Annotated in this window: 19 protein-coding genes and 1 tRNA gene; 10 read left to right on the forward strand and 10 right to left on the reverse strand. The window is 41.1% G+C overall.

What is annotated here, in order from left to right; all coding sequences use genetic code 11:
* Window positions 1-191 precede the first annotated feature (191 nt).
* The 8 genes from DW015_RS12125 (at window position 192) to DW015_RS12160 (ending at window position 6,930) form a co-directional block, all read left to right on the forward strand.
* Window positions 192-713, forward strand: coding sequence for an RNA polymerase sigma factor (locus DW015_RS12125; protein WP_117905806.1), 522 nt, complete (start codon window positions 192-194; stop codon window positions 711-713).
* 67 nt (window positions 714-780) lie between these two features.
* The gene (locus tag DW015_RS12130; protein ID WP_207659385.1) at window positions 781-1,389 is read left to right on the forward strand and encodes a DUF4367 domain-containing protein; all 609 of its coding nucleotides are present in this window, start codon (window positions 781-783) and stop codon (window positions 1,387-1,389) included.
* Window positions 1,390-1,621: 232 nt separating this feature from the next.
* Window positions 1,622-1,957: a hypothetical protein gene (locus tag DW015_RS12135; RefSeq protein WP_117905808.1), complete on the forward strand. Its 336-nt coding sequence runs from the start codon at window positions 1,622-1,624 to the stop codon at window positions 1,955-1,957.
* Window positions 1,958-2,084: 127 nt separating this feature from the next.
* Entirely contained in the window at window positions 2,085-2,519 is a 435-nt protein-coding gene (locus DW015_RS12140) for a hypothetical protein (RefSeq protein ID WP_022287689.1), read from the forward strand.
* A 19-nt stretch (window positions 2,520-2,538) separates the two neighbouring features.
* Complete coding sequence (locus DW015_RS12145; RefSeq protein ID WP_117905809.1) at window positions 2,539-3,741, forward strand: hypothetical protein; 1,203 nt, start codon at window positions 2,539-2,541, stop codon at window positions 3,739-3,741.
* Between the two features lie 44 nt (window positions 3,742-3,785).
* Window positions 3,786-4,967 (forward strand): hypothetical protein, encoded by a 1,182-nt coding sequence (locus DW015_RS12150; RefSeq protein WP_207659386.1) that lies wholly within the window; start codon window positions 3,786-3,788, stop codon window positions 4,965-4,967.
* A gap of 137 nt (window positions 4,968-5,104) precedes the next feature.
* A complete protein-coding gene (locus tag DW015_RS12155) occupies window positions 5,105-6,061 on the forward strand; it encodes a hypothetical protein (RefSeq protein WP_207659387.1) in 957 nt (318 codons plus the stop codon).
* A gap of 14 nt (window positions 6,062-6,075) precedes the next feature.
* Window positions 6,076-6,930 carry an ATP-binding cassette domain-containing protein gene (locus DW015_RS12160; protein WP_117905812.1) on the forward strand — a complete coding sequence of 285 codons (855 nt, stop codon included), beginning with the start codon at window positions 6,076-6,078 and terminating at the stop codon, window positions 6,928-6,930.
* Window positions 6,931-7,629: 699 nt separating this feature from the next.
* Here DW015_RS12160 and DW015_RS13640 read toward each other — a convergent pair.
* The 5 genes from DW015_RS13640 to DW015_RS12190 form a co-directional block, all read right to left on the reverse strand.
* Entirely contained in the window at window positions 7,630-7,818 is a 189-nt protein-coding gene (locus DW015_RS13640) for a hypothetical protein (RefSeq protein ID WP_117905814.1), read from the reverse strand.
* 180 nt (window positions 7,819-7,998) lie between these two features.
* The gene (locus DW015_RS12175) at window positions 7,999-9,489 is read right to left on the reverse strand and encodes an aryl-sulfate sulfotransferase (protein WP_117905815.1); all 1,491 of its coding nucleotides are present in this window, start codon (window positions 9,487-9,489) and stop codon (window positions 7,999-8,001) included.
* 17 nt (window positions 9,490-9,506) lie between these two features.
* Entirely contained in the window at window positions 9,507-10,559 is a 1,053-nt protein-coding gene (locus DW015_RS12180; protein ID WP_117905816.1) for an ABC transporter substrate-binding protein, read from the reverse strand.
* 25 nt (window positions 10,560-10,584) lie between these two features.
* Window positions 10,585-11,361 (reverse strand): ABC transporter permease, encoded by a 777-nt coding sequence (locus DW015_RS12185; protein ID WP_022288445.1) that lies wholly within the window; start codon window positions 11,359-11,361, stop codon window positions 10,585-10,587.
* A gap of 17 nt (window positions 11,362-11,378) precedes the next feature.
* Window positions 11,379-12,446 carry an ABC transporter ATP-binding protein gene (locus DW015_RS12190; protein ID WP_117905817.1) on the reverse strand — a complete coding sequence of 356 codons (1,068 nt, stop codon included), beginning with the start codon at window positions 12,444-12,446 and terminating at the stop codon, window positions 11,379-11,381.
* Window positions 12,447-12,820: 374 nt separating this feature from the next.
* Here DW015_RS12190 and DW015_RS12195 point away from each other — a divergent pair, with 374 nt between their 5' ends.
* Window positions 12,821-13,132, forward strand: coding sequence for a thioredoxin family protein (locus DW015_RS12195; protein ID WP_022288447.1), 312 nt, complete (start codon window positions 12,821-12,823; stop codon window positions 13,130-13,132).
* 203 nt (window positions 13,133-13,335) lie between these two features.
* Window positions 13,336-13,420, forward strand: a tRNA-Leu gene (locus DW015_RS12200).
* Between the two features lie 38 nt (window positions 13,421-13,458).
* On the opposite strand, the gene DW015_RS12205 is transcribed toward DW015_RS12200, so the two are convergent.
* The 5 genes from DW015_RS12205 to DW015_RS12225 all read right to left on the reverse strand — a co-directional run bounded on the left by DW015_RS12205 (window position 13,459) and on the right by DW015_RS12225 (window position 17,459).
* Window positions 13,459-15,033, reverse strand: a complete 1,575-nt coding sequence (locus DW015_RS12205; RefSeq protein WP_181979925.1) for a recombinase family protein — start codon at window positions 15,031-15,033, stop codon at window positions 13,459-13,461.
* 73 nt (window positions 15,034-15,106) lie between these two features.
* Window positions 15,107-15,304, reverse strand: a complete 198-nt coding sequence (locus DW015_RS12210) for a hypothetical protein (RefSeq protein WP_117905819.1) — start codon at window positions 15,302-15,304, stop codon at window positions 15,107-15,109.
* A gap of 130 nt (window positions 15,305-15,434) precedes the next feature.
* The gene (locus DW015_RS12215) at window positions 15,435-15,713 is read right to left on the reverse strand and encodes a DUF6809 family protein (protein ID WP_117905820.1); all 279 of its coding nucleotides are present in this window, start codon (window positions 15,711-15,713) and stop codon (window positions 15,435-15,437) included.
* Window positions 15,714-15,819: 106 nt separating this feature from the next.
* Window positions 15,820-17,148: a relaxase/mobilization nuclease domain-containing protein gene (locus tag DW015_RS12220; protein WP_117905821.1), complete on the reverse strand. Its 1,329-nt coding sequence runs from the start codon at window positions 17,146-17,148 to the stop codon at window positions 15,820-15,822.
* A complete protein-coding gene (locus DW015_RS12225; protein WP_117905822.1) occupies window positions 17,148-17,459 on the reverse strand; it encodes a plasmid mobilization relaxosome protein MobC in 312 nt (103 codons plus the stop codon). The genes DW015_RS12220 and DW015_RS12225 overlap by 1 nt, the downstream gene beginning before the upstream one ends.
* Between the last annotated feature and the right edge of the window lie 278 nt (window positions 17,460-17,737).

Here is a 17,737-nt window from a genome sequence, read left to right on the forward strand (position 1 = left end):
TTCTTCAATAACTATCGTGTCCAATATCATTGACAAACTAACATAATGAATTACGGCTATTTCAACTTCCGTGTTGATGTTAACAAACATTTCACAATCAACAAGATGTTAATTCTACAGACATCCTTCTTGAATTTATAAATAAATAATGCTATACTTGATACATTATAAAGTATATAGGATGTGATGAAATGCTCGCTGTTTGTATGACGCTGATCGACGATGATGATAAATCAGAGTTCAGAAAAATATACGACTCTCTTGAAAGAAAATTGTTCGTATTCTCAATGTCAAAGTTACATAATAATGCCTTGGCAGAAGAAGCTGTTTCTGAAACATTTTTGGCGTTAGCAGAAAATTTCAAAAAAATTCATAGTTTAGAACCAGCCGAAATAGTCGCTTATACAGTTATTATTAATAGAAACGTGTGTATTGATATTCTTGCAAAAGAACATAAACACAGTATCAATGTTCAGATAGATGAAAAAATCAAGGAGATATCTGAAGACTGCGACCACTTTGAACAGCTTATTGTTGCTGATATGGTCGAAAAGCTGCCTGATATTTACCGTGACGTTATTATGATGAAATATTTCTATGGCTTTAAGGTCAAGGAAATATCAAAGCAGTTGCATTTATCTGTTGGCGGAGTAAAATCAAGACTTGAAAAAGCCCGAAAAATACTCAGAAAGGATATAAACGACGATGAGTGATACACGATCAGAATTAAAAAAGCTTGTACCTTTGTATTGCGACGAACTAAATAGCCTAGATCTGTCATTGTACGAAAATTATGAGTTTTCTAAGGACTATCTGAACAAAAAAGAAAAGCTCATAAAGAACCAAAGCCGCATCTATTATCCGCTTATCAAAACCACAGGACGAAGGATCGCTTCTGCCATAATTGCGGCAGCCATTATGGGTACAACAACTGTTGCAGCCTATGCACCTGCAAGAAACGCCATAAAGAATTTCTTCCTGCGAATTTTTAATGATCACTCAGTTGTATCTGTTCAATATGATAGTGAGGATATAGGCGACCACAAGAGCAGGATAGAAAAGCAATATAGTATTACTGTTCCGGAAGGTTTTGTTTTAGATGAAAACGAAAGTGTTTCAACTGACGATCATATCGGATTATGCTATTATTCAGATGATAAGAAAAAGAGCATATATTTCGACCAATATACAGCGGATTCTTATTCTTCATATTATGATAATGAACGTGGTCATTTCAAAACTTCATCAGATAAATTCGGAAATGAGTTTATTTTATACACAAATGATGATTTCATAAGTATTTTGTGGGATAATGGTGAATATATATTTGAATTAAGCGGTGACATATCTGAATCAGAAATAATGGATATCTACTATTCTGTAAAATAGAAATTAATAGTGCATGGTGTGATACTGTGCACTATTTTTATGCAATAACAACAAAAACAAGTACGTACAATTGTGGAAACATACAAACTTTTATTTTGCAACCAGCCATTTTTATCGTTTTTTCAGTTTATATAATTGAAAGGCAGTGAAAAAGTTTATATGCTTAGTTCTGACAGTTATACTGACCTGTTGTATGACTATATCTGTTTTTGCTTCTTGTGAAGAGGTTGCAATGACAGATGAGGTTGATGCAAGGTATGCGTATATCAACAAGATCACATCGATAGTGAGTATCTCATCAAAAAATGCAACTTGTCAATCAACCGTACAAGGCAGTTCTAAAACTGTGACCAAAATTGTGGTCAAGCAAACATTGCAGTACAAAAGTGGTACGAAATGGCTTGATGTAGCAAGCTGGGTAGAAACTGTAAACAAATCTAGTGTTTCATTTAACAACACAAAGTATAATATCGGCAGCGGTACTTATCGTGTAAAGACGACTGCTGATGTTTACAGTGGCTCAAAGTATGAAACTATTACTGTTTACAGCAAAACAGCGTCATGCTAAAATAATAGGCTGTGCACAGAAAGGACAGGCGATTCCAATGCAGTAATAAAATTTATATAATCCAAAATCAAAAACAAAACATTGACATTCAAATATTTGGATGTTATAATAAGAAAGGACGTTTAATATGAAAAAAATCGTTAAGAGAATCGCAGCTATGGGTGCTGCTGTTATGATGATGAGTTCTATGGCTATTGGGGCTAGTGCGTATGAAGCCATAAAATACGGCAGAGCAGTTGGTGGTTCTGGCTCAAATGCTTATATTTCATGTTTTGTAACAGGAATAAGAACAAATTCAACTGTAGCTGGTCAAGCTTGGACTAGGACATCAAGTAACAATAACAATGTTTACAATCCAAATTGTAAATACAGCGGTTATGTTTATGCAAGTGCCTCTGTTGGTGGTACTGGTTGTGGATCATCTCACTCTGACACAGGTAAAATTGAGCATTCGTTTGGGTTAAAAGGTTGTACATCTTCAAAGTTAGTAAAAACTGTACATATTTATAATGATAAGGTACATGGCAATTACAGCACAACGCTTTCCGTTGATAGTCAATAATAGAACTTGAGTGTGAATTATGAAAACTAAAATTATTATCGCAACAGCCGCAGTTATAATTGCCGCAGTTGCAGTTACACTTTTCATTTCTCTTGGCACAAAATCCGATAAGGCGGTTTCTTCTGAAAAGGGTCAACAAGAACTTTCTGCTTCTCCCACAAACCTTTTGTGTCCTGAAGCTTCTTCTACTGCATTTGCAAACAATTTTGTGTATTACAAAACCTATGACGGCATTGCAGAATATGATATCGAATCCGACAGCCTTGCAATGATAAAGGTCAAGCTTCAAGAGTATTCAAACTTGTCCTGCTATACCATATATGACGGCGTTATATACGCTGTAAGGTCGGTGTATAATTCTGCTACGCAAAAGGAAGATTACAGCATTGTCACAGTGGATTACAACAGCGGCGATGTCACAGAAGTGTATTCTGCACCAAAGGACAGCATATTAGGCCGTATGTCTATGGACAAAGACGGAGATATCTATTTTGTTGAGGGCAAATACAAAAAGAGCGAGACCGACGAGAACGGATTCAGCACAGGCTATTCGCTATATAAATACGCTCTCAAAAACTCTGACAAAAGCGAGATAACAAAAGCCAATACCTATTACATAAGCGACGGCAAGCTTTATTTTACAAGGCTTTGTCCAAAAACGGATACAGTCCGCCTATTTATAGCTCCACTTTCAGGCCCTCAGAACGTCAAGGATACAGGCATTGATGTTGGCTCTCAGATAAGCGAAAATACGCCGTATATGTATTATCCTGCCGACGGAAATGTGTATTACTCTAATGGCGAAAACAAGCTGTATAGGTATAACGAGGATAATGAAAAAAGTGACACAGTTTGCACTTTTAAAGACAAATCTTTTGTAAGATATTTTCAGTATTTCAATAACACTATGATAGTGCTTGTTCGTGAGCCAAATGATAATGGCAAAATGTATCAGTATGTGCTTTATTATCTTGATAACGATAATAAACCGCAGAAGATAATTGATGATGCTAAGCTCAATGAAAAGTATTTTTACGGCTATGAGTATATCGACTATATGACGATATTCAATAACTGTGAGGATTATTTCCTTCTTTCGACCTATAATCCCGACGCTGATACAGCCGCTTATCTTGTGGATAAAGATTTTAAACTGCACAAGTTTATTTCAAACGGCGAATGGGATTATGATACATATGCAGAGATACAGTCAGAAATGTAAGAGCTTGATATTTGAGGTGTGACGATTTGAAACTTCTCAGATTTATGATAAGAAAAGATATGGCGAAGTCAGCTTTGATAAGCTTATTGCTGGCTTTGCTTTCCTGTGCCTTTTTGATATCTGTACTCAGACCTTCTTATGCTTATGGCGAAAAATACATGACCTATCTTAAAAGCGGCTCGGAAGCCGTAAGCCAAGGCGCTCAAAAGCTTGCTGATGAGCAAAACTCCCTTAATAATGAGATAAACGACTATCAAAATAACCACAACACGGGCGGTGTAAAACAGGCTGAATTGCCTGTGGAGCTTGAGAAAAAGATAATAGATTTTTCTCAGAAAAATTCTCAGGCTGGTGTGGGTCTTGACAGTATGTTTTCTCTTATTGAGGGGCAGCTTTACGCTCAGCAAAACTCTTTGAAGCTCATATCCGAGCGTGTGAGAGGTTACAGCCGAAATGCAAGGCGTGGCGTTACTGATGAGTATTCTTTAAAGCTGTCAAACAAACTTATAGAAGACTATGATTCCGTTATAACAGCGCTTGAAAAATCTGATAATATCATTGACACCAGAGCCGCTGACGGCTTTGAAAACTATATGTCATCTGAAATACTCATACCATTCGGTGTTTATCTGCTCCTTTTCAGCATATTTTCATCAGAGATACAAAGCGGCAGGATAAAAAGCTTTGGAATAACCAAAACGGGCGTGAGGAAATTCTCACTTTTCAAGCTTTGTACCGGCTTTGTTGCTGTAATAATTCTTGTTTTGATAATTTACACTGTGGATATTATAACTCTTTTTATTTACGATACAAACGGCTTTAAACTTGATATGCCATTGCAATATCTGAGCGGTTTTGAACTAAGTTCGGCGAATATGAGCTTTAGCGGATATGTGGTTGCAGTATTTGCCGCAAAGCTTGTTTATGCACTTTTCACCGCAAGCATTGTGATGTTTCTTTCAATGCTTAGCAGAAAGACCATACTTGCAGGAGCGGTCTGCCTTGTGCCAATATTTGTACCATTATATCTGAAAACCACAAGCTTTTCAAACCCTGCCGTTGACATTTTAACAGGCAATTACACCAATATGCTCAATGAAACGGGTTATATGAATTTTTGGGGAATACCTGCACGAGAATACGTTGTTTATTTTGCTATTATGTTCATCATGGCCGCAGTTTTTGCTGCAGGGACATATCTTCTTGCTGAAAGACAGGTGGGATAATGAAAAGTATGTATAGTTATCAGACTTCACGGCTTTTAAAGAAATTTTGGTTGCTTTTTGTCATAGTGATTATTTTTTCAGCTTCCGCAAAATTCACAGTGTATCGGAGCTTTGATTCTTCAAATAATCTTACCTATATGAACAAAGAAACGGCGGAGATATACAATGAACTTATAGAAAATTCCGCAGACAAGACACTTGATCAATGTGATGAATACATAACGGACTATGAGCTGAGGAGTTACGCAGGCGGTTATAACGATAACATCACAGCCGCCGTGAACAAGTATAAGACCGAGCTTCGCAGTTGTTTCATGGTCGAAAGCATCAGAAGCTATGCACGCACGGGAAGAGGTCTAACAGACGCTAATATTCCCTCTGACCTTGTGAAAAACAGCCGACTTTACGCTGCCTTTTCAACACCGCAGGTGATAAATGACGAGCCGTTTTTGAAGTTTCTTGAATTGCAGGCGGTAGATATTATGCCGATATTTGTGCTGTTGCTTGTGGGTGTTTTTGTTGCGGACAGTTACGAAAAACGAATGGATCAGCAGATAAGGATATCTAAAAATTCGTCAGCGTTTTTTAAGTCACGGGAGATAATTTTATCAGTGGCGATATTTATAATGTTCACACTGAGCTTTTTTGCAGACCTTATTATAAGCGGAACATTACATCAGAGCAAGTACAGCACCTCATCTTTACAAAGCGTGTGGCAATTTGACCTTGCGCCTTTAATGCTAACTGTTAGAGGCACAATAATATGGCTATATGTCACAAGGCTTATGTCGCTTTTTATAACCTACGGCATTTTCGTGCTTGTGGCAAAGCAAGTGCGCTCTGTGAAAAAATATGTTATGCTGACCTCTGGGCTGATAGCGGTCATGTCCGCCGCCGCACATTATGTGGGAGCACTTTCGCCTTATATGTTTGCGGCTGTCACAAGCGTAAATGGGCAGCTTAACAACCTTGACTATATGAGGGCTTTTGATTGTTCGGAAGCGGTAGCTGTATTCATATATCTTGCAGCGATTTTGAGCGGACTGACTGCATGGAGATACAGCGGATATTATGAAAAAAGCTTTGACCGATAAGGAGTGGTGATGATATGAGCGTTTTAAGAGTAGAAAACTTATCCAAAAGATACGGCAAAAAGCAGGTGCTCAAGGGCATAACCTGCGAATTTCATACGGGCATAAACGCTTTGCTTGGACCAAACGGCGCAGGCAAGACCACCATAATGAACTGCATATCGGGCGTGATAAAAAAGTCGGGCGGCAGCGTGACCCTTGACGGGCAGGACGTTTTTGAAATGGGCGAGAAATATCGTGAAAAGCTGAGCTTTCAGTTTCAGTATCAGCCATTTTATCCAAGCTACACCGCCCATGAATTTCTCGGATTTTCGGCTCTGTTAAAAGGAATGCCTGAGCCGCTTATTGAGGACGAGATAAGACGTGTGCTGAGGCTTGTGAATCTGTCTGAAAATCTTGACGACAAGATAAGGTCATTTTCGGGCGGAATGAAACAGCGACTTGCCATTGCACAGACTATCCTTAACTCCCCCGAGATACTGATTTTTGACGAGCCCTCCGCAGGTCTTGACCCATTTGAGCGTGAGCAGTTCAAGCGGATAATGGTGAAGCTCAAAGAAACAAGCATTATAATAATCTCAACACACATCGTTTCCGACATCGACACTATAACAGACGATCTTATCATCTTGAATAAAGGCTCAGTTATTGCAAATGACAGCCCCGATGTGCTTTTTGAGCACATAAGGGGTATGGTTTGGGATATTCCGAAAGCGGACATTGTTCTGCTGCCTATCGAGAACATTTATTATGAGGATACAAAGTCGAAGACTATCTCAAAGACAAAGCCCACCCCTAACGCTGTTATGAGCGAGCCGACTATGAATGATCTTTATTTCTGCGGACAGCTTGACGGGGGAGTGTTTGAGTGAGGAGATAATTCAGATAATGATGTCAACTCTGAACGATAGTTGCCTCTTATCTTCAGTAATTAGACTTTGTCCTCTACGAAAAAATTGTAATGAAATGATAGAATATGCTTATAAACCACAGCCAAAATATGCTTTGTCTTGATTAATTTAATATACTTGAACTGCGTGAAAATGCAGATGAGTGTGATTATCTTTTTGTTGTTTCACCTAAAATTGAAACAAAAATATGCACTAAATGCGGGAGCTGCATAAATGAACATTATACAGCTCTTAAGATAAGAGGTCATAAACATTTGTATAAAGACTGTGGAAGTATTTTTGTTGACAGATTCAATACGCTAGATCTTTGCTCAAAAATGACTAACAGACTTAGGTGTAAGATCCAGCAATTATCATTAACAAAACCATTTAAGCATATTGCAAGAGACGGGAAAGGTTATTCATTTGAAATTCTAAGAGGAAAGGTTCTTTATGGTCAAGCCTATAAAACCAAAGCCATTTTTTCGTATAATAAATTTTCTCCGACAATACACTATGTAATTGGTCCTTCGACCCGCTCGTCATTAAATATGATTAAAAATCTTATGGATTCGTACAAACAGATATCAGGAGCCGATATTGATAGGTTAAAATTAGGACTATTCTGAATAGAATAAGCTGCCACAGATTTTTTCTGTAGCAGCTTATTTTTTGTTTATGCTATTCCTTCTTGCGAAGATATCCGTCATCATCATATTTCTTAGCTATATGCTGTGCAGCTTGCCAATCGTCCCATTTGTCTACAGCCTTATTCCAAAGTTTATCTATTTGCTTTGGCGGAACGTATTCCAAATTGCCATATATTATTTCCGCTTTTTGGTATAATGTTGCGATCTGACTATATACCAAAAATCATCAAGATCGATCAAGTTTTACACCCTCTTTTTTTTATTTAATGCAATACTATATTATATCATACTTTCTAAAAAAGTTTACATTTATCAACACGGAAGTTGAAATAGCCTAAACTCTCTGCAGTCTTAAAAAAAGCAGCCTCGTTTTACAGAAGCTGCCTTATGTACATTAATTTTATTCTAGGTCTTTTTTCTTTACAGAAGCAACACAGAAGTCGATACGTTCTTCATCATCTTCTTCATTTCCTGAACCTGTGAGAGGAACTCCTTTTGTTGGGTCGATCCCGTCAACGGCTGTAACAAGTCCTGTGCCCTCGCCAATAGAAGCACCCGGTACTCTGAACTTTGTAATGTCGATAGGCTCGATAGAGGTCTCAACAGGCTTTTCAAGCTGTGGTATCCACTCATATGGTACACGATAAGCTCTGTAGATCATGTTGCTTTTGAATGTTCCAGCAAAATTCTTGAAATAAGGGTTTACAAATTCCCAAACTATTTCATGGTCAGGTGTGACCTCAAGAAGATGTCCATCTGAACCTTCCGTAATAAGAGTGTTTCCGTTCGGAAGTCGCTGTGCAGAGCTGATGTATGAGCTATAGAACTTAGAAGCGTCAGTAAAAAGCAGATTTCCTGCTTCAAGGGGAGTGTACTGCCATGTTATTTCAAGTGTAACAGGATTGAATTGAAGTACTCTTGAGTAATCTCTGTGTGCATTGTTCACGCCTGTGAGGGAAGCAGGGTTAGGTGTGCCGTAGCCACCCTCGCCACCGTTATCGAATACCAACAGGTCGCCCTCTCCAGGAAGTCCCTTTGGTATCATGTGCAGGTGGTGCTGACCAATTATCCAGCCAAGCTTCTTTGTGGCTTCGCTTTCGTTGAAGTTAGGACCTACACGCCATACTATCTTACCTGTTGATTTCTCGATAATTCCGAGTATGTTTGAATTTCTTGCGTCAAATATGATATTGCCCGGGTGGAAGCGTTTGTCACCTGCGTCATACCACTTATTTTCGCCAAGGGTAGAGAAGTTGTTTATGTGCATCCAATCTCCACCTGCCTCACCGTGAAGACCGGGGTTTCTGAACAATGCGTTTTTTGCGGCCTCGTCAAAGCCAAGCTCGTCAAAGTGGTCGCTTGCACGCCAGCTCCAAATTATATTGCCTTCCCAATCCACTTCGATGATCTTATCGTCGATAAGTCTTTTGTCTGAAATATCGTGGTTGTAAAGGTTCTCGTGAGTAAGGATAAGTGTATTGCCACTGTTTGTCTTTGGCTCTCCATTTGGATAATAATAACCCACAGTGCTGCCCTCACGCTGAAAATCATGGTGCTGTCTAGCCATATAGACCGGTTCTTTACCCGGGTCGGCAACAAGTTCAGTTTTGTCGAATTTCCATACGATATGACCGTCCCAGTCTACCTGAACAAGATCAAGTTGATCCTGATATGCATATTTACCTCCTCTTGCTCCTGTTGTGCCCATTACATATCCGCCTGGGAGTATTTTGTTAGGAAATCCTCCCAGTCCAGCCCAAAGCTTTACTTCATTGCCATTCATATCTATGAGCAGAGCACCTTTAGCGGACGGGAAGATCGTATAGCCGCTGTAGGCTTTTTCTTTGTTGTATATTGTAACTCCTGTTGGATAAATGCTTGGATAACCCATGTCTGATTCCTCCTTGTTTATTTGTCTGCTTTTGTCAGGTCTGCCGTAACGTTATCTGGAAATGCTTTTTTTGCTGCATCTGGATAATAAAATTCCCTTATGTTGTAACTGTTTGGATATTTACCATTCTCATACGCCCACTTATTTATTTCATCAAGATGAGATGCAGCTTCCTCAGAAAGTCCCAGTTTAATACTGTACTGTTCCCAGTTTGTTTTGAAATCATCTGGTTCGATTCCATATTTCTTTGATATTTTTTCAGCCGACTCATCTAAGTTGTCATTTATGTATTTAACGCTTTCATCAAGTGCTTTAAGATAGTTCGTAAGAGTTTCAGTATTGTTCTTTGCAAAGTCGCTTGATGTTATAAGATAAGCAGATACGTTTATCCCTATATCTTTTGCAGATGCGACCTGAGTCCAGCCCTCTGCTTCATATTTTTTTATAGCTGAGCCTGTAACGATAGCGGCTGATGCTTCACCGTTATGTGCAACTGCTATCTGAGTTGATATGGAATCTGTGTTGACGTTTTTCTGCTTTGACGGGTCAAGTCCTAAATAAGTCTGAGCCTGCCAGTTGAAGTATTCTGAAACTGTCCCAATAGAAGTTATCCATCCTTCACTTTCATCTAAAGCATCAAGATCATCTTTGTATTTTGGTGCAACAAAAAGTCCGCCGTTATATGAAACGCTTGAACTTAGATCTGAAAAAATCACAAGATTAGTGTTATCGAGAGTATTTCCAATTCTGTTTACAGCAGCAAAATCTGCAAGCAGTCCTGTATCTGCTGTGCCTGTTGCAATAGCGTCAACTGTGTTAATGCCGGCAGCGTATTCTGATGTTTCGAGAGATATACCATATTTCTCAAATATTCCTTGCTCCATACCGATATAGTCGGCATACTGATCTGGCTGACCTGTCATGTTCGCAACTCTCAAAACGCTAAGTTCTTTACCGTCTTTGATAACCTTCTTTGCGGTTTTTCCGCTTGATGAACTACCGCATGATGCAAGAAGAGTTGCTGTCAATGCTGTCGATGCTATTATTGCGATTATCTTTTTTATGTTCATTTTTAAATCTCTCCTGTTAAATTAATTATTTTACGTCAAAGTGTTTAAGTTTTTTCTTGCCAATAAACTGTAGGATCCTGTCAGCAGCAAAGCCGATCACAGCAAGTGTGACAATTCCTGCAAAAGCCCAGCTTGTTTTGTAATAAAGCTTCGAGCTGTTTATAAGATAACCAAGGCCATCACTGCCGACCAGCATTTCAGCTGCCACAACACAGATGATAGCTGAGCTAAGTCCTAGTCTTATTCCAGTGTAGATATTAGATACCGCTGATGGTACAACTACTGTGAAAAAAACTCTTGCTTTTTTTGCCCCCATGCAGGAAGCTGCTTCCACGAGCTGCTTATCAGTTGAAGCCACACCCGCTATAGTGTTTACGAACATAGGAAAGAATGATGCGTAGAAAATAAGTGCTACTTTTGATTCTTCGCCTACTCCGAACCACATTAGAAAGAGTGTCGTCAATGCAATAGCAGGCACAAATCTGAAAAAGCTAAGTATAGGTTCAACGAGCCAGCGTACAGGTCTGAAATTTCCTACAATAAGACCCATAGGAACAGCAAAAATTATTGAAAGTAGCCAGCCTTTTATTACTCTTCCGACGCTTGCAACAATGTCACTCCAAAGAGTTCCGTCTTTGATAAGTTCCTTCATGCTGTCGATCGTTTCCTTTGGGCTTGGAAGAAAATATTCATCATATTTCAAAGATCCTATTCCCCAAAGGGCAATTATTGCTACCCATGATATGATGCCACATTTGAGTATCTTCTGTATAGCAGAGGACTTTGTTTTATTATTTTCCATCTTTAATGTCCTCCTTATTAAATGTAGTATAGCTCTGAGTCATCAAGAGCTTTGTTTACGAGAATATTTGTCGTGTTTTCATCAATAGTGTAAAGCTTCTTGATAAGTACTTTTACCTTATCACCTTTTTTCAGACGGGAAGCATTCAGCGGATATCTTCCTGTTACTGAGATACCGTCTATGGAAGCTTTAACCTCAAAGGCGTTTCCTCTGAATGAAACTTCTTCCACAACGGCATCCTCCATTGAGCTTTCAAACTGGTGATACTCGCTGTCTTCAAATTTGTTTATCTCGATAAACTCAGGTCTGATTATAGCTGAAGTCTTGCCCTCTGCTGTTTCAAAGCCTTTGAGCTTGCTGTAGTCCTCGATAACTGCGGACTGACCGATAAACTGAGCAACAAAAGGAGTTTTAGGTTCAAGGTATATCTCAACCGGATTGCCTATCTGCTCAACTCTGCCTTTGTTTGTGATAACAATTTCGTCTGCGACCTCTATTGCTTCGTCCTGATCGTGTGTAACGAAAATGCTTGTTATGCCTATTTTATCAATAGTATCACGAAGCCATGTTCTCAGTTCTTTTCTTACCTTTGCGTCGATAGCTGCAAAAGGTTCGTCAAGTAGAAGGAGTTCAGGCTGAGGTGCTAGTGCTCTTGCAAGAGCGATACGCTGCCTTTGACCTCCGCTAAGCTGATCAGGATAACGCTTGCCAACGTCAGGCAAGCCAACAAGTTCAAGAAGATCAGCCACACGTTGTTTGATAAACTTCTTATCTTTTTTCTGAACCTTCAGACCATAAGCTATATTATCGTAAACTGTCATAAAAGGGAAGAGCGCATAGCTTTGAAAAACAAATCCGATACCTCTTTCATTTGATGGAAGTTTGTTGACATTTTTACCATCTATAATAATATCGCCGCTATCCTGTTTTTCCAAACCTGCAAGCATACGCAGGATAGTTGTTTTACCGCTGCCGCTCGGTCCAAGCAGACCGATAAGCTTTCCCTTTTCAATACCAAAACTTACGTTATCCGAAGCTTTAAAATCGCCATAGCTTTTATTAATGCTTTTTAATTCTATATACATAGCTGACAACTCCAATTAAGATATATTGCTGTGATAGTTCCAGTGTCAACATCGCTGCATTCGCTTATTGATCTTTGACAATTTAAGCTCCTCACTTTCAATTCATATCAAGCCGATATGATTAGTATGCTTTTATTATACATGATTTTATGGAAATGTCAATAGCTATGAGTGATTTTTGTGAAATCATACATATATGATAGGAATACCTTATTATTGTTGTACATTTTATTCATAACTAACATATATGAGAAATATGATATACAGAAATGTTTGATAATACTCTTGACAAAGTGTGTAAATAGTGATATAATCACTATATTCATAGTAAAGCTATATGAATAATATAATATATATTGGAGGAAATAAAAAAAATGCTTACAGAACTGACAAACCAGAATTACAACGAGCTGATATCAGCAGACAAACCGCTTGTTATAGAATTTTACTCACCTACCTGTGTTCACTGTAAAAGAACAGAGGCAGGGCTTAACGAAGCTGCAGAGGAGCTTGGAGAGACCGCTATCATAGCTAAGTGTGATATCACCTCTCAGCCAGATCTTGCGAAGAGATATGACGTTACAGCACTGCCAACACTCCTTTTTATAAAGAATGGTGATATCAAAAACAAGCTTGAGGGTTTTACGCACAAGCTGATAATTCTTGACAATATTAAGAGATTATAAAAAAATCAGTCCGATGTTTTGAGCATCGGGCATTTTTTTGAGCAAAAGGTCTTGACAAAGTAGGGAGTTTATGATAAAATAATAACGTTGTTTTGTATGCGGGTGTGGCGGAATTGGCAGACGCGATAGATTTCGTTCGCGCTACGTCATTGGAATTATAAAGCGACCCATCTGTTTGTACATAATCAACAAAATTTAATATCGCGGATGTGGTGAAATTGGCAGACACGTTAGATTTAGGTTCTAATACCGAGAGGTGTGCAGGTTCAAGTCCTGTCATCCGCACCAATAATTAAGCCGCAGGTCTTCCTGCGGCTTTTTCTGCTTTAATCGTTAATCTCAAAGCAACCAGTGCTTGTATCCTTGAAGTCGCCGTTGAATTCAAACGTTACATCAAGGCTGCCGTCCTCGTTTTCGTGGACGTTTATCTTGTGGACGAGCAGGCGCATATTCGCATCCGAGATGTACGGTTCGAGGAGCACCTCGTCGAGCAGCTCTGCTGTGGACATCAGCTCGTCGCGGCGCTTCTTGCTGAGTTCGTCGAACCTTTTGCAATCCTCTATCTTCTGCGTCAGCTCCGCTATCTCTGCTTCACGCTTTTCGATCATTGAGTTGTAGACTTTGGCGTGTTCGCGGTCACCGATACGCTCCATTATCAGTTCCTCGATCTGACCATTAAGGCTGACTATCATCTGCGAATACTCCTTTATCATTTTATCGTATTTTGTCTTTTTCTTGTTCCAGTCTTTGACTATTTCGTCGTACTTTTGACTGGAATCAAGTATCTCCTGACGGAGCATTGCAAGCTCTGTGTGTATTATCTCATCGAGCTGTTCTTCTCTGATAGTGTGAGCGGTGCAGTATTCATTGCCGTAACGGTGATTGCTGTTGCAGGTGTACTCAACCCATGAGTGCCCTGCTACTGTCCGTTTCTTAGCTATGAGGCTTGCTCCGCACTCGGCACATTTTATCATTCCGCAGTACCTATGGATAACGCTTCCGAACTTCGCACGGGCATGATTTTTAAGCCTGCTTTCAAGCAATATCTGTGCCTGCTCGAAGGTCTCTTTGTCAATTATCGCAGGCATGAAGTTTTCGTGGCGATACTGCTCTTCAGGCGGAATAACGTCCACGGTCTTGTAGATTTTAGACGTCACAGTTTTATGATTGACAAGAGTTCCTGTATACGCCTCGTTCTGAATTATACGCTTTACCGTTGTTTGCACCCACAAAAATTTCTTGCACATCTGCGTTCTTTGTGCTCCGACCTTTCTGTGCGAGAAGTATTCCGGTGACTTTATACCGCGGCGGTTGAATTCCTTGGCTATAGTGCTCAGTCCGTATCCTTCAAAGAACTTCTCGAATATCTCTCTGACTATCGCTGCCGCCGTTTCATCGACCAGTATCTCACCTGTGAATTTGTCCTTATAGTATCCCATCGGAAGGTTCACAGGCATTCCTGTTTTCTGTTTCTGTCGTATGCCTGCGCGTACCTTTTTGCCGATGTCCTTGGCGTAGAAGTCGTTGACGAGCTGCTTGAATCCGATTATCATATCGTCATTCTCGTTTGATGAGTCGATTCCCTCGGTCACGGAATATACTCGAACATTGTTCTCACGCAGGTAGTCAATGAACAGCGCCGTGCGTGTTCGGTGCCTGCCGAGTCGAGATAAGTCCTTGACCAGCAGGACGTCAACCTTGCCGTCCTCCACCGCAAGCTCTATCTGATGAAGTCCCTTTCGTTCAAATGTCATACCTGATACGTTGTCGTCGAAGCTCTCGCCTGTTATTTCGTATCCGTTCTGCTCTGCATAGTCCACGAGTATCTGGCGCTGATTCTGAAGACTGTTCATCTCAGCGTCCTCGTCTCGGGACAGTCTGTAATATAACCATGCTTTCATTTTTATACCTCCATTCGTTTTGGCAGTCGCAGCACCTCGTTTGGTGCTACGACACACCATACCACAGACCTCCTCAGAAGTCTACTGATTTTTCCTTCTCGCTCGAAATTTCGACCTTATCAACAACATCTGCCAGTTGACATTTGTCTATATCACCCGAATGGAGATAGTCGCTGAGCAGCGATTTTATGAACAGGTCGAAGCCCTGTGTGTCTCCATTAAATCTGACATTGATGTTTCTGATTTGCGGTTCTTTAATAGTTCTTCCCAATATATCACGCTCCTTATATATCTCTCGCTTGTGTTTCCTATGTGATTTAAATTGCTCATTTTAACATTCTCCTTTTTGAAAACGACTAAGGGTACGGCTCTGTCCGTACCCTTTCCATTTGATTGTTATGTTATTTCAGGTTATCGCTCATGCCGAACATCACGTCTATTATCAGTTCAGCGCAGTCACGAAAGCCCTGTATGTAGCTCTCCGCCACCATTGTCTCGGACAGCATTCCCTGCATATCCGTTATGTCATTGAACAGCTTCTTATCGTCAGCCGACAACCGTTTCTCCAGTGTGTCGCACATCTCCAACAGCTCCAGACTTCGATTTGCATAATCGGAGTCCTTCCTCACATCGTGCTGACACGGTATGACGTTTCCGTAGTATAGATCCTGCAACTTCATCGCCGCGGTCACCTCCTGACCAACAATCATACCACAGCTCGTTGTCGAAATCCAGTCATCAGACCTGACGAAAACCGACTGTTGAAACAAAGCACACCTCACATGACTATCCCATGTGTATTCCGAGAGCTTCCTTACGTTCTCTTTCCTCGGCAAGTGCTTTGCTGTCAAGTCCTCTGTCGATATCTTCTTCGTCAGGCTCGTCCTCGATTATCGAAGCCACAGCTGTAACGCCGCTGACAATGCTATCAAAACCGACTGCGAGATCACTATCCACTTGGCTGCTTTTGATCTTAGCCTGTGCTTGTATTCGTCGAGCTCTTTCAGCTTCGAGCCATATTCCTCGTTCAACTTCCCAGCCTGTGAGGACAGGTCCGCTGTTGCTTTCTCCAGTTGAGCCGTCGCTGTTTCCGACAGTTCTTCTGCTTGATTCAGCAGTTCCCGACAGGTCGCTATGGTATCCCTCTGCTCGGAGCGTACTGTTTTCAGCAACTGTTCTGTATCCGCTTTCGTCGCCAGCACCGAGAGTCTGGTGAGTATTTCCAGCTGCTCCTGCGACATCAGCTTGTTCAATTCTATCAGCGCTCTCCAGTTGGAATCGAGCACCACCACTGTTGGCTGAGTGTCCGCCGCTGCTGACAATTCCTTGTCGTACATCTGCTGCAATTCTTCTTGTTTTGAATTCATACTCCATATTCTCCTTTCTGTATTTGTCGCCGTGAAACTTATTGTCACGGCATCTCCTGCCATTGGGACAAGTGTATGTGATATACTTGCGGTTGTCCTCCCACCTGACACTGTAGCCCTGCTGTTTCATCATGTAGCAGAACTGCTTCTTTGACTTTGCCTGTTTCATCACCTGATTGATGACGTTCATCAGCTCCCATTTGAAACTCTCGCCGCGCTTGGCTGACCTGTATTCGCTGTCGGAGAGGAAGTCCTTGTTAATTTTCTTCTTGGGAGCATCGAGGACATGAACTCCGTACCTCTGACAGATCTCATCGCTGATCTTCATCAGCTGCTCAATGCTCTCCTTGTTGGAATGATACTTCTTTCCGTCATCGAAACTGACAGAGTTCACCACTAAGTGGCTGTGTATATGCTCACGGTCAATATGAGTTGCAACTACACACTCATACTTTCCGAAGGTTTTCTCAGCAAACTCCACTGCTATCTTGTGAGCGAGTTCAGGCTCAATCTCATACCCACTCGGAAAGCTCTGCACCAGATGATAGTACAGACGACCGTCATGCTTGTGGTAAAGATTCTTGGTCGCGTTCATCTCAGCGAGGGCAGTCTCGGGCGAGCAGTTGACTCCGGTCACGAAACGCTTGTCCTCTGAGACTGTTTTCTCCTTTCGGCTGACGTATGCGAGGACATTCCTCATGTCGCCAGCGGTCTGAGTTTTGTTGTTTATGAAATGGATGATAGGCACTATCTCACCTCCTTGGCTATGTCGCAAACGGCTTGGGTGACAGCCTTGTGCTGCTCAATAAGCACGTCCAGTCTGACCGAGTGGAGCCGTCCTTCATGAGCCAGCATTGCTATCTGATTTAGGTTACGACCGATAGTTTTCTGCTGCTTTGCGACCTCGCCCAGCCCGTCAACTACTACTATTTTCTTATCGAGTGCCGATCCGAGAACGAAGTCGCTGAGGGACAGCTTATATCGCTGAGCCTTGTTGTGTATCCGCTCATACTCGTCATCGGTACAGCGGATAGTGATAGTTCGATTGCGTTTTCTCATGGTATCATACTCCTTTCTTTGTGCGATTTTTGAGAGGGGGTTCGGGGTTCGCCCCGACCAGCAAGCGTTCGGCGGACTGCCGAATGCGATGCTGGCATTTCATACTTCCGTCGTCTGTACTGCTCCGTCAGCGGTAGTTTTCTCCTTATGCCAATGCCGCCACACTCGCTCCACGTTGCGCCACAATCTCTTTTGTGGATCTGGGTGGGATAACTACCCGATTTCTGTATTGGCGGCAAAAACGGGCGTTTTTGTGCGTGACAGTAACTCAGCCGTGA

This window comes from Ruminococcus sp. AF37-20 (assembly GCF_003460465.1).
Taxonomy (GTDB): domain Bacteria; phylum Bacillota; class Clostridia; order Oscillospirales; family Ruminococcaceae; genus Hominimerdicola; species Hominimerdicola aceti.